Here is an 18,423-nt window from a genome sequence, read left to right on the forward strand (position 1 = left end):
CCTTACGTTTGTGGCAAATACGGTTTCCTCAACGAAAACACTATCAAAAAACTTAGTACAATGCAAATTTCAAATGAAAAGGTTGTTACCTTAACATACGAGCTAACAGTAACAGATGCTGAAGGCGTAAAAGATTTAATTGAAACCGTAGAACAAGAAGACCCAATGGTTTTTATTCAAGGTTTAAGTGGTTTACCAGAAGCTTTTGAAGAAAAAATTCAAGGACTTTCAGCAGGTGATACTTTTGAGTTTTCAATTCCTGCGGAAGAAGGTTACGGAGAATACGACCCATCGGCTGTGGTTGAATTACCAAAAGAAATTTTTAAAGTTGATGGCGAATATGTAGAGGAGATGTTAGAAGTTGGAAACTTTTTACCAATGACTGATGACGCTGGAAATCGTTTAAACGGAAAAATTATTGCTGTAGAAGATACCTTAGTGAGAATGGATTTTAATCACCCATTGGTTGATAAAGAAATGTTTTTCAAAGGAACTATCGTTGCGGTTAGAGAAGCTACACAGTCTGAACTAGACCACGGTCACGTTCATGGCGACGGCGGAGTACATCATTAATAGCTTATGAGTTTAAAGTTTATGAGTTTTTTTCTCATAAACTTATAAACTCATAAACTCATAAACTAAAAAAGAATGCAGAAACCTGCTTTTGATGATATTTTTATGGATTTGGCTGTTAATCTAGCCAAACGTTCACACTGTGTAAAAGCACAAGTAGGAGCAGTATTGACAAAAGATACCAGAATTATTTCGATTGGCTATAACGGACCTCCAGCGGGTACACACAACTGTGATGTAGAATTTCCAACTGAAGGCTGTGAGAGAGACTCAAAAGGAAGTTGTTCTTTAGCATTACACGCTGAACAAAATGCTATCCTTTATGCAGTAAAAAATGGTTCAAGTATTGAAGGTTCAACGATTTACGTAACGCTTTCGCCATGTATTGCTTGCGCAAGAGTAATTTTTACGATGAAAGTTGCCAAAGTTGTTTACCTAAATTCTTATGCTGAATACAAAGGAATTCCTAAAGACGAAGGAGTGGAGTTTCTAAAGAAGTTTGGCGTAGAGGTGGTTAGGTATAAGAAGGAAGAGGAAAGAAGCTAGATACAAGAAACAAGATTCAAGACAAAAGATTCATTTATAATCAAAATGTCTTTAACAATAAAAGCCTCTTTCGGAGGCTTTTATTGTTAAATCTATAAAGTCTAAAATCTTGTATCTTGAATCTTGCTTCTTTTGTCTTAATTCTTGAATCTAAAAATAAAAACTATCCAAGATAAGTTTTCAATGCTTTACTTCTTGAAGTATGTCTCAAACGACGAATCGCTTTTTCTTTGATTTGACGAACACGTTCACGAGTCAAATTGAATTTTTCTCCAATTTCTTCTAATGTCATAGCATGCTCTCCGTTCAATCCGAAATATAAAGTAACTACATCTGCTTCACGTTGCGTTAAAGTAGATAAAGCTCTTTGTACTTCACGACGAAGAGAGTCATTAATCAAGCCAGAATCTGGTTTATCTTCACCGTCATTTTCCAAAACGTCCAATAATGAATTTTCTTCACCTTGTACGAATGGTGCATCCATCGAAACGTGACGACCCGAAATTTTTAAAGTATCAACAACTTCACCTGTTGAGATTTCTAATACTTCAGCTAATTCTTCAGGAGTAGGCTCACGCTCGAACTTCTGCTCTAATTCAGAAAAAGTTTTAGAAATTTTATTTAATGAACCTACACGGTTTAAAGGTAAACGTACAATACGAGATTGCTCAGCTAAAGCTTGCAAAATAGATTGACGAATCCACCAAACAGCATAAGAGATAAATTTAAAACCACGAGTTTCATCAAAACGTTGAGCTGCCTTAATCAAACCTAAGTTACCTTCGTTAATTAAGTCGCCTAAGCTAAGCCCTTGATTTTGATATTGTTTTGCTACGGATACCACAAAACGAAGGTTTGCCTTCGTTAGTCTTTCTAATGAAAGTTGATCCCCGTCACGAATTTTCTGAGCTAAAATAACCTCCTCCTCTGGTGTCAATAAATCCACCTTACCAATCTCTTGTAAATATTTATCAAGTGATTGACTCTCTCTGTTAGTAATTTGCTTACTAATTTTTAGCTGTCTCATATTATACTTGTTATATTTTTAAAATGGTTAACAAATCCAAATGGTAAAAACCAAACAATTATATAAAGACAAAATCTTCAAAATATAATCGTTTGGTAAAATATATTTTTAATGCGTTATCAAGAGAACGTAATAAAATTCGGATTTGTTCTAATTTTTTTCTGGTTTTGGTAAAAGAGCTTTACGTGATAAACGGAACTTTCCAGTTTTCTTATCCACTTCAATCAATTTTACTTTTACTTGTTCTCCAATTTGTAATACACCTTCTACTGTTTCTAAACGTTCCCATTTAATTTCAGAGATGTGTAATAAACCATCTTTGCCCGGTAAGAACTCAACAAATGCTCCAAATGGCATAATTGATTTTACAATACCATCGTAAACTTCTCCTTCTTCTGGAATCATTACAATTCCTTTAACCATTGCAACGGCTTTATCCATTGACTCTTTGTTTGAAGAGAAAATAGAAACATAACCACCGTCTGGTTTTTCTTCAATTGTAACAGTTGCTCCAGATTGTTTTTGAATATCTTGAACGATTTTACCACCCGGTCCGATTACTGAACCAATTTGGTCTTTCAAGATTTTAATAACCATTGCTCTTGGAGTATGTGGTTTCAATTCAGCTCTCGTTGTTTCGATAGCTTCTTTCATTTTACCCAAAATGTGTAAACGACCACGTTTTGCTTGATCCAAAGCTTCTGCCAATACTTCATAAGAAAGTCCGTCAACTTTAATATCCATTTGACAAGCAGTGATACCATTTTCAGTACCAGTTACTTTGAAGTCCATATCTCCTAAATGATCTTCATCACCTAAAATATCAGAAAGAACAGCATATTTACCAGTGTTAGGGTCAGAAATTAAACCCATAGCAATACCAGAAACAGGCGCTTTGATTTTCACACCAGCATCCATCAATGCTAAAGTACCAGCACAAACAGTAGCCATTGACGAAGAACCATTTGATTCTAAAATATCAGAAACTACACGAATTGTATAAGGATTGTCAACATCAGCAGGTAATACTTTTTTAATAGCACGCATCGCTAAGTTACCATGACCAATTTCACGGCGACCAGGGCCTCTGTTTGGTCTAACTTCACCTGTAGAGAAACCTGGGAAGTTGTAGTGTAACATAAAACGGTTATAACCAGACGTCATCGCTTGATCAACGATTTGTTCATCTAATTTCGTTCCTAATGTTACTGTTGTAAGTGATTGAGTTTCACCACGAGTAAATACTGCTGAACCGTGTGGAGAAGGTAAATAATCAACTTCGCAAGTAATTTGACGAATTTCGTCTAATTTACGACCATCTAAACGATAACGTTCGTTCAATACTAATTGACGAGCCGCTTCTTTTTCGATGTCATGAAAATACCATTTTGCTAAAGTTTTATTAACAGTAGAATCTTCTGGTAATGAAGTGAAATATTCATCTTCAATTGCTTTGAATGATTCTTTTCTGCCGTTTTTACTTGGGTTAGCTAATTTTACAGCTTCATAGAATTTAGTAAAATAAGTATCCCAAAGGAATTTCTTCAATTCTTCATCATGTGTTTCGTGATTGTAAACACGCTTTTCTGTTTTACCAGTTTCAGCAGTTAATTCAATCAAAGCTGCACATTGAATTCTAATGGCGTCATGCGCAATTTTCAAAGCCGCAAGCATATCAGTTTCAGAAATTTCATTTCCTTCACCTTCTACCATCAAAATATCGTTTACGTTTGCTGCAACTAATAATTCTAATTCAGCATTGGCAATTTGTGATGAAAGAGGATTAACAACAAATTCTCCGTTGATTTTTGCTACACGTACTTCTGAAATTGGACCATTGAATGGAATATCTGATACTGCCAAACAAGCTGCAGCCGCTAAACCTGCAAAAGCATCAGGAGTGATTTCTGAATCAGCAGAAATCATCGTAATCATTACTTGTGTATCAGCGTGATAATCTGAAGGGAAAGTAGGGCGTAAAGCTCTATCTACTAAACGGCTAACTAAAATTTCATAATCAGAAAGTCTAGATTCACGTCGTAAAAAACCTCCTGGGATTTTACCTGCAGAGGCGAATTTTTCTTGGTAATCAACTGATAAAGGTAAAAAATCAGTTCCTTCTTTGGCTGTTGGGCTTGATACCACAGTTGCCAAAAGCATCATGTTTCCGCTTCTCACGACCACAGACCCATCTGCCTGTTTTGCGAGTTTACCTGTTTCGATGGTAATTTCTTTACCATCGGGCATTATTATTTTCTTCGTAATTACGTTAAAAGACATATATTTTGATTAATTACCTTGTTGGATTAATTATTTAACGTATCGAACAAGGTTTTTGTTGGATGTTGATTCGCATATTCTCTGTTCGTCAATGCTCAATTTATCGTTAAATTGTCTAGAGAAACTACTTTACTGACGAACCACAAAAAATTGACGAGTACCCAAAGAGAGGAAATGTAAGCAGGGAATCTTTTTCAAGACTCCCTGCTTTGAAAGAAAATTACTTTCTAATGCCTAGTTCAGCAATGATAGCACGGTAACGAGTAATATCTGTTTTGATTAAATAATCTAACAAACTTCTACGTTTACCAACCAACTTCAAAAGACCCATACGAGTAGAGTGATCCTTTTTGTTTTTCTTTAAGTGTTCTGTCAAATGAGAGATTCTGAAAGTAAACAAAGCGATTTGCGACTCTGCAGAACCAGTATCAATTTTTGACTTCTCATGTCCACGAGATTCGAAAATCCCCTGTTTTACTTCTGAAGTTAAATACATCTTCAACCAGTTTTAAATTGTTATATAATATGAAAACGTGCAAAATTAACGTTTTTTTTGTCTATTAGCAAATCTAATCCTTAATTATTAAAGAATCTCTTTGAAAACTTTAGTTTTTTGAAACTTTCTTTGGCTTGATTGAAGTAAACGATGTAAGCATCGCTTTCAAAAAGACGAGAATCGTTTTTGGCTTTATTTAGGAAGTATAAACCAATAAGAAACAATACTGTATTGGAAAGCCAAGCACCGATTTGAACGATTACTCTACTTTCCTTTGCAGCTTTGTCACCTTGCTGTGTCATTACATACATTAAAATAAAGAACACAATGGCAATAACCACTGGCAAACCAAAACCTCCTTTTTTGATAATACCTCCCAATGGTGCTCCAATGAGAAACATTACAAAAACCGCAATAGCATTGGTGAATTTATGATGCCATTCAAGATTGGTCTTTCTAAAATCTTCGTCTTTTGACTTTAAGGCTGAAACATTACTTTCTGCAAAACTTAAAACATTATTGGTTTGAGAAATAGCAAAATCAAGTACTTGAAAAGGATTAGCGGTTCTATTATCTCTTTTTTTGATGAGTGAATCCACACTACTCATCTTCATTTTTTTAAGTTTTTTTTGTTCTTCCGTTAATGGAAGAGGCAATCTATTCATTTCAAAAAGATAATATGAACGAGAATTATCATAGAAATTTTCTTTAATTCTATTAAAATCTCTTTTGAGTGAATCAGCATCTTTAGCTAATTCATCATAACTTCTCATCATTTGATAATGCTTAAATTGCTCTTCTTCTGTTTTGTGCATATCAAAGGCTGCTAAACTCATCACTACTTTACTCTTCGTAAAGGCATGAGTTACCATATCCGTCTGGTTGGTATTACTTGTTTTGTCTGCATCTTCTACGTAGTCATTGCCATTGAAAAGCTCAAAAATCAAATATTGTTTATCCATGATGGTGTACATCAAAGCAGAATCAGCTAAAGTTAGATGTTTGTTTCCATCATTTTTTGTGTGGTCGAAAATGACAATGTTTTTTAAGGTTTTATTGTCAGCATATTTTTTTGATACTTTAATACTGTATCCTGGTAAGTCATTATAAAAAATTCCTTCTTTAATATTTAATGTAGTTTTTGTGGTTTTGATATCATAAAGTAGTCTATAACCTTTTAAGTTTGCCCAAGGTAAAGCAACATTATTGAACCAAAATGCAAAAACACTAATAAATACTGTAATTACAAACATGGGTTGCATAGCACGGGTAATGGAAATTCCAGCACTTTTAATAGCAGTTAGTTCAAAAAACTCTCCCAATTTTCCATAAGTCATTAGTGTAGAAAGTAGCATCGCCAAAGGTAAAGCGATGGGAATTGTGATTAGACTAAAATAGAAAAAAAGCTCAAAATATACTTCAATGCCCAAATCTTTTCCGAAAAGGTCGGCGAAATACACTAAAATAAGTCTCATCAAAAAAATAAAAATGACTACAGCTAATGTTAAAACAAAAGGTTGCCAGAAGGCTTTGATGATAAGTTTATCAAGTTTCTTAATCATATAGTATAATTAAAACGCTCGTATTTCATCAAATGAAACACGAGCGTTGTGTGCGTCTGTTCAAAGAAACGCAAAATTAAATATTTTTGAGTTGATACGCTTGTTAAATAAGCTTAATTGCCAACAATTTCTTTGAGTTTATAGATTAAATCTTCCCATAACTCACTCAATTCATTGTCGTCTGTGTTATCAGAGTAATCAACAATTTTCAAATAGGTTGAACCCGTCAAATCACTTACTTCCATCTTGAATTCGATATAGTTATGGTCACGATCTTCAGGACTACTTGGTAAAAAATCAAATTTTGCTGATTTATTTAACCTCAATTGTGAAAGTTTTGCAATGTGGCTATCACCATCCCAAGAAAAATCAAACGTCGAACTGTCTTTCAATGTGACTTTCTCTGCAAACCACTGTTGTAAGCCAGATGCCGAGCTGATGTAAGGAAAAAGTACCTTAGGAGAGGCTCTCAATTCAAATTCTACAATAAATTTATGTTTGCTCATAATCCTAACATTTAAAGGTATTTAAATCACTAAATTACTCGTCTCCATAGTTTGAGGAGATAGGGGTCGAGTAATTGACTACCGAAACTCTGTTTTGGCAAAGGTATAAATGTTAGAGAAATACGCAAGCTTTTTTTTTAATTTCAAAAAATTTACTTTTTTTTTGATAAAAAAAGCATCTGCTTTCCTTCTTGATTCTCAATTATTTATAATGAATATTGATTGTAAAACGGTTAAAAGAAAAAAATATTTTCAATAAAAAATGAAAGTATTTGTCAAATCACTTTGCATTTGAACACAAAAGTGCTAATTTTGCACCACAATACGACAGCGGGATAGCTCAGATGGTTAGAGCGTAGGATTCATAACCCTAAGGTCGGCAGTTCGATCCTGCTTCCCGCTACTTATTAAAAGCGTAATTAATTGAACTTCAATTGGTTACGCTTTTTCTTTTTTAATCTGTTTTTAGTGTTTACTAATCTGTAAATATCTATGCTTTTACAACCCATAGTTAATCTTGTAGAAATTCTTTCGAGAAAAGATGTTAATCATGCTATCATTTCTCCCGGTTCAAGAAATGCTCCGTTGACGATTGCTTTGGTTCGTCATCCAGATATTAAAACGCTATCAATTTCTGACGAACGTTCGGCTGCTTTTATTGCCATGGGAATGGCGCAAAACCTTAAAAAACCTGTTGCAATTTGTTGTACTTCTGGCTCGGCAGCTTATAATTATGCACCAGCTGTTGCGGAAGCTTTTTTTCAGGAAATTCCTCTGATTATTCTTACTGCAGATAGACCCAAAGAGTGGATTCATCAACATGATGGACAAACGATTTATCAAACAGATATTTTTGGAAAACATGTAAAGCAAAGCTTTGAAATAGGAGCAGATTATAGTCATCCTGATGCTATTTGGCATATTGAGCGTACAGTAAATCATGCTGTTAATTTGGCAAATACTTTTCCAAAAGGACCAGTTCATATTAATATTCCATTAAGAGAGCCTTTTTATCCTGCTGAAAATGAGCAGATTAATTTTGATAATGATGTTAGAGTAATTGAAAGATTAGATACAGAAAATACACTTTCAAAAGAAGTTTGGACATCTCTTTTACAAAGTATTGAACAATATGATAGAGTGTTAATTGCTGGTGGACAAAGCGAATATAATCCAGCTTTAACTGCCGTTTTACAGAAATTACAAGATGAATTTAACTTCCCAATCCTTGGTGATGCTATTGCTAATTTGAAATTTGATGTAATCTCAAATCATGATATTTTTCTGAATCAAGATGCTGATAATTTAAGACCAGAACTCTTAATTACTTTTGGAAAATCCTTTATTTCAAAGAGTTTTAAAACTTTTTTGCGTAAAAATAAAGCCATTGAACATTGGCATTTAAGTCTTGATAATCACTTGATTGACACTTTTCAATCTTTGACGAAAGTAATTCCTGTTCAGCCTCTGTATTTTTTTGAGAAACTCCTTGAAGATGTTGATTTTGAACAATTTAGAAATGGTGATGATGAAGAAAGAGATGGCTTTTATTTAGATGAATGGAAAAAAAATGATTTTAAAGCTAAGAGTTATCTTGAACATTTCTTTTTAGCAGATTTTCACCAAAAACAACTCAATGAATTTTATGCGATTAAGAAATTATTAGATGCCTTGCCAGCCGATAGTCAATTGCATTTAGCGAATTCTATGTCGGTTCGTTATGCAAATTATATCGGTACTGCTCCTGAAAAACAAATAGAAACCTTTGCCAACAGAGGAACAAGTGGAATTGATGGTTGTGTAAGTACTGCTTTAGGAGCTGCTTTGAGTACGAATAAATTAGTCTATTTGTTAATCGGTGACTTAGCTTTCTTTTACGACAGAAATGCTCTTTGGAATCGTTATGTTCCTGATAATCTGCGTATTATTTTAATCAACAATCACGGAGGTGGAATTTTTAGAATGATTGATGGGCCAAGTAAACAAGCTGAATTAGCAGATTATTTTGAAACGGTTCAATCTTATAACGCTGAAAAAACTGCTTTAGAAGCTGATATAGCTTATTTTAATGCTAAAACAGTGGATGAGTTTCATGCTTTATCAACAGCTTTCCTTGAACCTGATGGAAAAGCAAAAATTTTTGAAATTGAAACGAATAGCGTTTATAATACTGAAATATTCAAACAATTTAAGGCTGGCTTTTCGGCCTAGTTGATAACAAAAAAGACTTTACGATGAGTGTAAAGTCTTTTTTGTTATTTAATTTCTATACTGTTATCAAGCTTTTTGGCTTCTGTAAATTTGGCTTGTGCTTCCGCTTCTTTTCCGATTTTTCTAAAATAATAGCCTAAATTCCTCAGTGTATAAGCATTTTGTGGGTTAATTCTCAAGGAGCGTTCCAACGTTTCTTTCGCCTGTTCTAGTTTGCCAATCTGTAATAAAATGTATCCGTAATTATTCAAATAAATGGCATCTGTTGGTTTTATAGCGATGGCTTGTTCAGAAAATACTTTTGCTTCTTGAAATTTTTGCTCTTCTGAAAGTATAAAAGCAAGATTATTCAAAGCAAAATCTTGTTTTGGATTAATAGCGATTGCCTTCTGAAAATCTTTCTTCGCTAAATCATACTGCTTATTTTCAAAGTAAATAAAACCATGATTTGAATAAGCTTCCGCATTTTTTGGATTGATTCTCAATGCTTTCTCATAATCTGCTGTAGCACCTGATGAATTATTCAACTGTACTTTTACATTTCCCAAGCTCACAAAGTAAAAAGAAGAATCTTTAAAAGGAACGGCTATTTTCTCTAAATCCACCAAGCTGTTTTGGAAATCACCTTTCTGAAAAAATATTTCTGAACGATTGTAATAAGCTTCCCAATACTTTTTATCAAGCTCAATGGCTTTATCTAAATCTACCAAAGCTTCATCCAGTTTATCTAACTTTTGGTAAGCTAAAGCTCTGTTATTGAAGGCATCTGCAAAATCTGGATTTTGAATAATGGCTTCATCGAACCAATGAATGGCTTCTTGGTACTCTTTATCTTTTAATTTATAATTACCTCTTTGAAAGAATTTAATGGCTTCTTCTTTTTTATCAGCTCCGCAAGAGAAAAAAATCAGGCAAGAGAGTATGAATAGGATTGATTTATTTTTCACTAATATTAATGTGTTTGTTTGTATAAGACTATGTTTAATCTTTGAATGAAATTTTCACATTCAATTTCGGCTTCAAAATTACTACAAATTGTTGAGAACGACTCATGCTAATTATTTTCAATTGTTTTTTGAAAAATTAGGAAGACTGACCTTGAAACTATGACTTTAACGCTTTTGTTTCTAATTTTGTGAGGGTGCTTTGCTACCTTTATTTAAACTTTAAAAAATATTACAATGATTAAAGCTGAAATGCTAACCGACAAAGGTTTGATGGTGATAGAATTTTACGAGCAAGATGCTCCAATTCATGTTAAAAACTTTGTTGATTTATCAAAAAGTGGATTTTACGATGGCGTAACATTTCATAGAGTTTTACCTGATTTCGTGATTCAAGGTGGAGACCCAACTGGTACTGGTGGTGGTGGTCCTGGCTATACTATTCCTTGTGAATTAACTGGAAACAATCAATACCATGACCGTGGCGTTTTATCAATGGCTCACCGTGGAAGAAATACTGGTGGTTCTCAGTTCTTTATCTGCCATAGCCGTAGAAATACTGCTCACTTAGACCGTAACCATACTTGTTTTGGTAAAGTTGTTGAAGGTTTAGAGGTAATCGATGCGATTCGTGAAGGTGATGTAATTCAAAAAATTACTATTATCGAAGACGTAGTAGCTTAATTCACACAATTTAAATTTATCTGATATGTACTTTATTGGCGAGTTGAAAGGTTCTAGTCCTGATTTGAAAATTTCATTATATAAATGGAATTCAAAGTTTTTTGTAAAATTCGAAACCCCAGATTTAGAACAAGTTTATAAAATTTCAGAAATGGATGTTTCAGAAGATGAAATTCGAGAAATGGTAAACGAAGAATTTATCGAAAAAATAATTACTCGTTTTAAAGAAATGTATCAGGATTTAGGTGAATTGATGGGTGATTACTGAGAATTTCTCAGGAGAACAAAATAGATTTTTTATTATTAAAAAGGCTTCTTGTGACAAACAAGAAGCCTTTTTGATTTTAACGATGAGATAAAAAGTGTCATCGAAGACATATTTTGTGATTCCGAAGAGATGTAAAGTGTCATCGATGACATACTTTGTGATTCCGAAGAGATGAAAAGTGTCATCGATGACATACTTTGTGATTCGGAAGAGATAAAAAGTGTCATCGAAGACATAATTTGTGATTCGGAAGAGATAAAAAGTGTCATCGAAGAGATATTTTGTGATTCCGAAGAGATGTAAAGTGTCATCGGAGACATATTTTATGATTCGGGAATCTTAAATTATTATTCCACAAAAAAGGCTTCCTGTTTTGAACAAGAAGCCTTTTTTGTGGGGAAATACTATTAATTTATCTTATAAAAATAACCATTTTTTATAAAGTACTTGTTGTTCTGGGCTTTGATTTGCCAAAGGTTCAATCACAAAATTTTTGGTAGGATTTCTCAGAATGGTAATCGGATATGTTTTTTCTAAACCATCTCGTTTTACTTTAACAGTTAATACATCTCCAATTTTCTTATTGCTTACTGCTTTCAGAACATCCTCATTTTTAGTAACAGCTTGTCCGTCTATTTGTAAAATATCATCATTTACATTCAAACCGTTAATATAAGCAGGTGAATCTTTGATTACACCCGTGATTTTTAAATTAGTAGTTTTGCTTAATTCTGCACCCAAGAAAGGCTCGTTTTTATCAGCATTTTTATCCACTAAATTCATTCCAACTGCTTCTAAATAAGTATTGTATGGAATTGTTTCTGTTCCGAAAATATATTTTTGGAAGAAATCATTCATACTTTTTCCAGCAATTGTTTCCACTGTTTTCTGGAATTCTTCATCCGTAAAACCTCTACCTTGTTTTTTGTAATATTCATTGTATAAAGCTCTCATTACATCATCAAGGTTTTTGGCACCTTTAGTCGATTGTAAAATAATCAGGTTCAATACTCCGCCCAATACAGCACCTTTGTCATAATAGGAAACGGTACTATTCTTTGAATTTTCGTTCGGGCGATAATATTTTATCCAAGCATCCCAGCTAGATTCTGTTACAGATTGTGTTTTATTTCCTGGTTGATTTTCAATTGTGTTGATTTCAGACGCATAAGTATTAATATAATCTTCTACACTTTGAATATTCGCTCTGCGCAAAATATAACTTTGGTAAAAACTTGTACAACCTTCCGAGAACCACAACATGTGTGTATAGTTTTCGTTCTCGTAATCGAATGGACCAAGTGCTTTTGGACGAATACGTTTTACATTCCATAAGTGAAAATATTCGTGAGCCACTAAGCTTAATAAACTTTGGTAACGTCTTGGGTCGGCATAGCTACTTCTTGACGTTTGGCAAGTAGTTGAGTTTAAGTGTTCTAAGCCACCGCCACCAGCAGCTAAATTATGAATCAAGAAAGTATAATCTTTACATGGATGTTCGCCCACTACTGACAAAGCAGCTTCGCATACTTTTTTGAAATCAGCGGTTACTTTGGCATCATCAAATTTAGCTTCGCCATACATCGCAATTTTATGAGGAATTCCATTCAAATCAAATGATAATACTTTCTGTGTACCAATTTCAATAGGAGAATCAATCAAAATATCAAGGTTTTCAGCTTGATAAGTAAAAGTACCAATGTTTTTTAAGCCCGTAGAAACGGTAGTCCAACCTTGATAAGGCTTGATTGTAAGCGTTGAGGGAACTTGTTTCCAAGCATTAGCGTATAAGAATACACTTGCTGGATTCAAATAGCCATGAGAATCATCTAAGAAAGATGTTCTAACGGATAACTCATAAGCATATACTTTATAGGAAATATTTACTTCATTCGTGTTTTTATCGATTTGAACTCGCCATGTATTTTTATTGATTTTATCTGATTTTAAAGGATTTGTTTTGTTAGAAGCCTTTACACTTTCAACGTTTTTGGCATATTCACGAACAAGGTAAGAGCCGGGCGTCCAAACAGCCATTTTAAAATCAATATAACCTTGAGTTTTTGTTTTGATGTCAAGATTAGATACTTTCAGGTTTACATCAAAGTAATGCGTTTGAGGTTGTTCCATGGAAAGTGTGTACTCAATTTTAGGCTGACTTATGGGGTTCTGTGCCCGCAGAAATTGGCAAATGAGTAGAAATACGGCTAATATTGATTTTTTTTTCATAATTTAATGTTTGTTATGAACGTTTTAAAATTAAATAATACTTTGCTGTGAAAAATGCTTGGTGACTTTCTAAATTTGCGTTCCAATTCAGTATAAGCAAGCATTAAAGACTTTTCACAAATGTCAAAAGTAACAATCCATAGCTTGTTTAACAAATTATTTTCTATCTAAAAATAATCACATTTACATTTTTTGATAGATTAAACACCCTAAAAATCATCTCTAATGAAAAGATTAACTTCGTTAGTAATCTCAACACTTCTTACTTCAACAATTGCTTTCCAGACAACAACTTTGGCACAAAGCACTTTAAGTTATTCAGATATTTCTGTGCATTTTAGAAATGGACAAGAACATTTTGAATCGAGGAATTATGAAGCCTGTAGAGCAGAACTAGCACAATACCTCGAAGCAGACAGAACCTTTTTGGAAAAAGAAGATGCCAATAAAGTATGGGCAGAATATTATTTAGTGAAATGCAGTTTGTATTTGAATTATTCGGATACAGAATTATTGGCGAGCAGATTTGTTAGAAATTATCCTGAACATCCGATTGCGGCAACACTTTTTACTGAGATTGGTAATTACTTTTATGATCAAGGTGATTATGCACGTGCGGTAGATTATTTATCGAAAAGTCCGAAATCAAATGAAGAAGCACAATATCGTTTAGGAATTTCACATTTCACGCTTCAAAATTACAGAGAAGCATTAAATATTTTTAGTGCTATTAAAGGCGGACAAGGTGCTTATGCTTCCTCAGCTTCTTACTATTCAGGAATTATCAATTTCCGTGATAAAAAATATGAAGAAGCTATTTTTGATTTTAAACAAGCAGAACTTTCTACGGCGTATTTCTCAGAAATTCCAAGTTGGTTAGCCCATAGTTATTACCGTCAAGGAAAATATACCGAAATGTTGGCTTATACTGAGCCTTTGTTAAGAGAGAAAAATTCAGGAAAGAAACTAGACGATGTAGCTTTATTAAGTGCAGAAGTATATTTTCAACAAGCTAACTACGTAAAAGCTGAAAATTATTATACCATTTATAAAAACTATAAGTCGCAAGGAATGCCACCAACGATTGCCTATCGTTATGGTTATAGTTTGTATAAAACAGACCAATTTGCGCTTGCCAGCGAACAATTAAAAAATGTAGCAGCCAAAGGAGATACTTTAGGACAATACGCTGCTTATATTTTAGGCATTAGTTACTTGAAAGCCAATAATCCAAATTATGCTTTAGGGGCATTCGACCAAGCTAGAAAAACCAGTTTCAATAAAACGGTTACTGAAGATGCAGATTTCAATTATGCCAAAGTATTATTGGATTTGCAAAGAGGAGCGGAGTCTATCAAAGCTTTTGAAGGTTTTCTGGCAAAGTATCCCAATTCAAAATATGAAGATGAAGCCAATGAATTGGTGAGCGAAGCTTATTTATACTCAAATAATTATCAAGCCGCTTTAGCTTATATTGAAGGATTGAGAAAACGTACTCCAAGAACAAACGGAGCTTATCAAAGAATTTCATTCAACCAAGCAGTGAAATTTTATAACGATGAGCGTTACGTTGATGCACTTCCTTATTTTGAGAAATCTTTATTAACACCAGAAAGTGCTGAAACTAAATACTCGGCGATTTTCTGGAAGGCAGAAGCTCTATCAGCTGAGAAACGTTATGCAGAAGCGATTCCTTTATATCAAATGCTTATCGGAACTTCAGACCCTTCAGTAAGTACTTTGGCTGAATTACAAGGAAAAAGCAGATATTCTTTAGCGTATTGCTATTATAATAATAAGGAATACGATAAAGCGAATCGAATTTTTAAAGAGTATGCAGATTTAATGAAATCTTCTGGTGATTCTCAAGCATTGCAAGATGCTTTGGTACGTTTAGGAGATACTTATTTTGCTTCTAAAAATTATGATCAAGCGATTTATTATTATGACCAAGCTATTGCTGGTAATCGTTCTGACCGTGATTATGCTACTTTCCAAAAAGGTTTGGTTTTGGCATTGAAAGGAAATGAAGCAGGGGCAAAGGCTGCTTTCCAAAAAGTACAATCAGATTTCCCTCAATCACTTTATTTTGATAATGCACTTTATCAAGAAGCAAATCTTGAATTTGTAGCGGGAAGATATATTCCCGCAATTACAAGATTTACGCAATTGATTAATAACAAACCACAAAGTAGATTGATTCCTAATGCTTTATTGAAAAGAGCTGCAGCTTTTTCGAATACAGCGAATCATGAAGCAGCGATTTTAGATTATAAAAATATTTTGAAGAACTTTCCAACGCTTCCACAAAGTAAAGATGCTTTGACTGGCGTTCAAGAAGCATTGAATGAAGTAGGTCGCCCGGATGATTTTTCAATGATTTTAATGGAATATCAAAGAACTAATCCAACTGATAATTCAGTAGTTGGTTTAGAATACGAAACGGCGAAACGTCTTTTCTACGCTGATAAATTCGATAAAGCTATTCCTGCTTTAACAGAATATATTCGTAAAAATCCAACAAGTGTTGAATCGTATGAAGCGAAGTATTTGATTGCAGAATCTTACAATAAGTTAAATGACAAAAACCAAGCATTGAATTATTATTACCAAGTAATTGCTGATAATAAATATAAATCAGTCAATAAAGCCTTGGTAAAAGCAGCAGAAATTGAATATAACGCAAACAATTTCAATAGAGCAATTACGAATTACAAAAACATTTTAAGATTAGTTGCTGACAAAAAAGACCAACAATCAGCTTTAATTGGTTTGATGGAATCGTATTATAAAATATCAAGAACAGATTCTACTATTTATTATGCCAATGAAGTAGCCAATACTCCTGATTTAGTATTAGGTGCAAAAAGTAAAGCTAAACTTTACACAGGTAAAATTTATTTGGATAGAAACGATTATGTAAAGGCTACAGATTTCTTCAATCAAACAATTGCGATTGCCAAAGATAATTATGGTGCAGAAGCACAGTATTTAATTGCGAGAATTCTTTACACTCAAAGAAAGTACAAAGAGTCGTCTGAAATGATTATCAGTAAATTCAGAAATGATTTTGCTGATGCTTCTGATAACATTGTTGGAAAAGCTTATTTATTACTTTCTGATGATTTTGTAGGTTTGGATAATATTGTTCAGGCTCGTGCTACTTTAAACTCTATTATTGAAAATCTTCCAGATCAAGAAATCGTCGCTGAAGCAAAAGCAAAATTAAAAGCTATCGAAAGAAGATAAGTAATAAAGATGAATTATGAGAGATTAATTAAGAATATAAAATACTGATATTCATTTATTTAATTCATATAACAGCATCGTTTATTTTTCATTGACTACATAGTATTCAAACAGACAGAAATTGATTAGGTCATTAAAACCTTTCTTAAAATGCAAAATAGCTCATTCAATACCATATATACACGAGTTCCTCTTTTAATCATGGCACTAGGTTTTTCATTAAAAATGAATGCTCAGAAAAAAGAAGGAGAAGTAAAAACAGATGAAATTGAAGTTTGGAAAGAAGCAAAAGTAAATTTGCCACAAGCCAACAGAATTTTCGAAAAGATTTCAACGGCAAAAATTGATAATAGTAAAAAGCCAATTCGTTACGAATTTACAGAAAGAAGATTGCCTGTAGAAACACCAGAATTTAGTCCAGTTGTTACGATGCCCGACAAAGGAAGTACCAAAGAAGACGAAAATGCTGAAAGATATAATAATATCATCAGAGCTGGTTTTGGAAATTATGGACATACTTTTTTAGAAGGCCATGCAGGAATTTCTACTGGTGAAGACAATTATCATGGCATTTATATAAAACATAATGCTTTCAGATTAGGACCGATTGGAGCAAATTATTCTGGTCAATCTCAAAATTTAATTAAAGTACATAGCCGTACTTCATTGAGTGCAATAAAATTAGCAGGCTCATTAGGGTGGGAAAGAAGAGGTTTTGATTTTTATGCTTATAGTCAGAGCAATTTTAATTTCCCAGAATCTCAAATTTTTAATTCTTGGAATAAATTTAATTTCACAGGAGCAATCAGTAACAATAAAAAAGATGCGAAAGTAGATTATGTCCTTAATTCAAATCTATCTTATTTATTCACTCATCTGAAAGCTAATGAATTAGTTTGGAATGCAAGTTTGAAAGGCGTTTATCCATTAACAGAAGAATTATCAGCTTTGATGGAGGGTAATATTGTAATAGCACAGCGTCAAGATTCACTTACTTTGTATCGTAATCTATACAAGCTAAAACCAACTTTCCAGTACAAGAATGATTTGTTTTCGATTTCTGCGGGTTTAAATATCATTAATGACCGAGAAAAAAATACTTTCAATCGCAGTTATTTATATCCTGTTGTTAAGCTTGATGTTCAACCTTTGGAAGGAGTAAAAGTATTTGCAGGTTATGAAGGTGATGTTTATGCGAATAATCTTACTTCTTTATTAACAGAAAATCAATGGCTTGGTCGATTTACTCAACTAAGAAATACAAGAAAAACGGCTGATTATTTTGTTGGAGGAAAAGCTACTTTATCTAATGGACTTTCGGTAGAAGCCAAAGTAAGTTATGCTCGTTACAAAGATTTCTATGTATTTAATAGTAATTCAACAGATAGTACTCGTTTTGATGTGATGTATTCAAATGATACAACGATTGTAAAAGTAACTACTTTCTCAGGTCAGGCAAGTTATCAAATTCAAGATATTTGGAAATCAAATTTCAAATTTGACGTAAATGTTTATAGTGGTTTAGGTAATCTTGAAGGCGCATGGCATCGTCCGGCTTTCAATGCAATTTGGACTAACACCTTTACTGTTAAAAACAAATTATTGTTAGCATCTGATTTTTATATGATGACTGGATTGAAAGGTAAAAATTATGTAACAGACCGTGAAGTGAAACTTAAATCAATTATCGACTTAAATTTCAAAGCTACTTATTTACTTTCAGATCATTTGAATTTGTTTATTTCAGTGAATAATATATTGAATAAAAGCTATCAGCGTTACTTATATTATCCAACACAAGGGGTTAATTTTCTTGGTGGTCTGTCATATTCTTTCTAAATTCGTAAA

The 18,423-nt window shown here is 33.2% G+C and carries 14 protein-coding genes and 1 tRNA gene; 8 read left to right on the top strand and 7 right to left on the bottom strand.

Annotated elements, in window-relative coordinates; translation table 11 throughout:
• The first annotated feature begins 60 nt into the window (after positions 1–60).
• A complete protein-coding gene (locus ABID42_RS11375) occupies positions 61–573 on the top strand; it encodes an FKBP-type peptidyl-prolyl cis-trans isomerase (RefSeq protein WP_323259135.1) in 513 nt (170 codons plus the stop codon).
• Positions 574–648: 75 nt separating this feature from the next.
• Positions 649–1,119, top strand: coding sequence for a deoxycytidylate deaminase (locus ABID42_RS11380; protein WP_323259137.1), 471 nt, complete (start codon positions 649–651; stop codon positions 1,117–1,119).
• 163 nt (positions 1,120–1,282) lie between these two features.
• Here the strand turns inward: ABID42_RS11380 and ABID42_RS11385 are convergent, their stop codons facing one another.
• The 5 genes from ABID42_RS11385 to ABID42_RS11405 form a co-directional block, all read right to left on the bottom strand.
• The gene (locus ABID42_RS11385) at positions 1,283–2,146 is read right to left on the bottom strand and encodes a sigma-70 family RNA polymerase sigma factor (RefSeq protein WP_109744482.1); all 864 of its coding nucleotides are present in this window, start codon (positions 2,144–2,146) and stop codon (positions 1,283–1,285) included.
• Positions 2,147–2,296: 150 nt separating this feature from the next.
• Positions 2,297–4,426 (bottom strand): polyribonucleotide nucleotidyltransferase, encoded by a 2,130-nt coding sequence (pnp, locus tag ABID42_RS11390; RefSeq protein ID WP_367283758.1) that lies wholly within the window; start codon positions 4,424–4,426, stop codon positions 2,297–2,299.
• Positions 4,427–4,646: 220 nt separating this feature from the next.
• Positions 4,647–4,922, bottom strand: coding sequence for a 30S ribosomal protein S15 (gene rpsO, locus ABID42_RS11395; protein WP_184135770.1), 276 nt, complete (start codon positions 4,920–4,922; stop codon positions 4,647–4,649).
• 80 nt (positions 4,923–5,002) lie between these two features.
• Entirely contained in the window at positions 5,003–6,484 is a 1,482-nt protein-coding gene (locus ABID42_RS11400; protein ID WP_367283759.1) for an LptF/LptG family permease, read from the bottom strand.
• Between the two features lie 113 nt (positions 6,485–6,597).
• Entirely contained in the window at positions 6,598–6,990 is a 393-nt protein-coding gene (locus ABID42_RS11405; protein WP_323259143.1) for an START-like domain-containing protein, read from the bottom strand.
• A 329-nt stretch (positions 6,991–7,319) separates the two neighbouring features.
• On the opposite strand from ABID42_RS11405, the gene ABID42_RS11410 reads away from it, so the two are divergent.
• A tRNA-Met gene (locus ABID42_RS11410) sits at positions 7,320–7,393 on the top strand.
• A gap of 89 nt (positions 7,394–7,482) precedes the next feature.
• The gene (gene menD, locus ABID42_RS11415) at positions 7,483–9,201 is read left to right on the top strand and encodes a 2-succinyl-5-enolpyruvyl-6-hydroxy-3-cyclohexene-1-carboxylic-acid synthase (protein WP_367283760.1); all 1,719 of its coding nucleotides are present in this window, start codon (positions 7,483–7,485) and stop codon (positions 9,199–9,201) included.
• A 44-nt stretch (positions 9,202–9,245) separates the two neighbouring features.
• Here menD and ABID42_RS11420 read toward each other — a convergent pair whose 3' ends face one another.
• Positions 9,246–10,148: a tetratricopeptide repeat protein gene (locus tag ABID42_RS11420; protein WP_367283761.1), complete on the bottom strand. Its 903-nt coding sequence runs from the start codon at positions 10,146–10,148 to the stop codon at positions 9,246–9,248.
• Between the two features lie 234 nt (positions 10,149–10,382).
• On the opposite strand from ABID42_RS11420, the gene ABID42_RS11425 reads away from it, so the two are divergent.
• Positions 10,383–10,829, top strand: a complete 447-nt coding sequence (locus tag ABID42_RS11425; protein WP_323259149.1) for a peptidylprolyl isomerase — start codon at positions 10,383–10,385, stop codon at positions 10,827–10,829.
• Positions 10,830–10,854: 25 nt separating this feature from the next.
• Entirely contained in the window at positions 10,855–11,097 is a 243-nt protein-coding gene (locus ABID42_RS11430) for a hypothetical protein (RefSeq protein WP_184135779.1), read from the top strand.
• Between the two features lie 417 nt (positions 11,098–11,514).
• Here ABID42_RS11430 and ABID42_RS11435 read toward each other — a convergent pair whose 3' ends face one another.
• A complete protein-coding gene (locus ABID42_RS11435; RefSeq protein WP_367283762.1) occupies positions 11,515–13,326 on the bottom strand; it encodes a M61 family metallopeptidase in 1,812 nt (603 codons plus the stop codon).
• A gap of 225 nt (positions 13,327–13,551) precedes the next feature.
• On the opposite strand from ABID42_RS11435, the gene ABID42_RS11440 reads away from it, so the two are divergent.
• On the top strand, positions 13,552–16,575 hold the full coding sequence (locus ABID42_RS11440; protein WP_367283763.1) for a tetratricopeptide repeat protein: 3,024 nt from the start codon (positions 13,552–13,554) through the stop codon (positions 16,573–16,575).
• Between the two features lie 150 nt (positions 16,576–16,725).
• Entirely contained in the window at positions 16,726–18,414 is a 1,689-nt protein-coding gene (locus ABID42_RS11445; protein WP_367283764.1) for a TonB-dependent receptor, read from the top strand.
• Positions 18,415–18,423 lie beyond the last annotated feature (9 nt).

Source organism: Arcicella rosea, from assembly GCF_040543805.1.
Lineage (GTDB): Bacteria > Bacteroidota > Bacteroidia > Cytophagales > Spirosomataceae > Arcicella > Arcicella rosea.